General features: G+C 65.0%; 1 protein-coding gene. It reads right to left on the bottom strand.

The genetic code is table 11. The features are described from left to right. A partial coding sequence (locus PV396_RS44920) for a cbb3-type cytochrome c oxidase subunit I (protein WP_319214170.1) occupies positions 1 to 779 on the bottom strand: 779 nt, incomplete at both ends.

The following is a 779-nucleotide window of genomic DNA, read 5'->3' as shown; positions in this document are numbered from 1 at the left end:
AGACCACCGAAGGTGAAGGTGATCAGGAAGCCGGTGGCCCAGAGCATCGGGGTCTCGAAGCTCAGCGACCCCTTCCACATGGTGCCGATCCAGTTGAAGAACTTCACGCCGGTCGGGACGGCGATCAGGAACGTCATGAAGGAGAAGAACGGCAGCAGCACACCGCCGGTGACGTACATGTGGTGCGCCCACACCGTCACGGACAGACCCGCGATCGCGATGGTCGCGCCGATCAGGCCCATGTAGCCGAACATCGGCTTACGCGAGAAGACCGGGATGACCTCGGAGATGATCCCGAAGAACGGCAGCGCGATGATGTACACCTCGGGATGCCCGAAGAACCAGAACAGGTGCTGCCACAGCAACGCCCCGCCGTTCGCGGCATCGAAGATGTGCGCCCCGAACTTCCGGTCGGCCTCCAGGGCGAACAGCGCGGCGGCCAGGACGGGGAAGGCCAGCAGGACCAGGACCGCGGTCAGCAGCACGTTCCACACGAAGATCGGCATCCGGAACATCGTCATGCCCGGTGCGCGCATGCAGATGATCGTGGTGATGAAGTTGACCGCGCCGAGGATGGTGCCGAAGCCGGAGAAGGCCAGACCCATGATCCACAGGTCGGCCCCGATGCCCGGCGAACGCACCGCGTCCGACAGCGGCGAGTAGGCGAACCAGCCGAAGTCGGCCGCCCCGGAGGGGGTGAGGAAACCGCCGACCGCGATCGTCGAGCCGAACAGGTACAGCCAGTAGGCGAACATGTTCAGCCGCGGGAACGCGACGTC

Origin of the sequence: Streptomyces sp. ME02-8801-2C, from assembly GCF_033793965.1 — a bacterium.
Taxonomy (GTDB): domain Bacteria; phylum Actinomycetota; class Actinomycetes; order Streptomycetales; family Streptomycetaceae; genus Streptomyces.
This window is presented reverse-complemented; position numbering and strand designations above follow the sequence as displayed.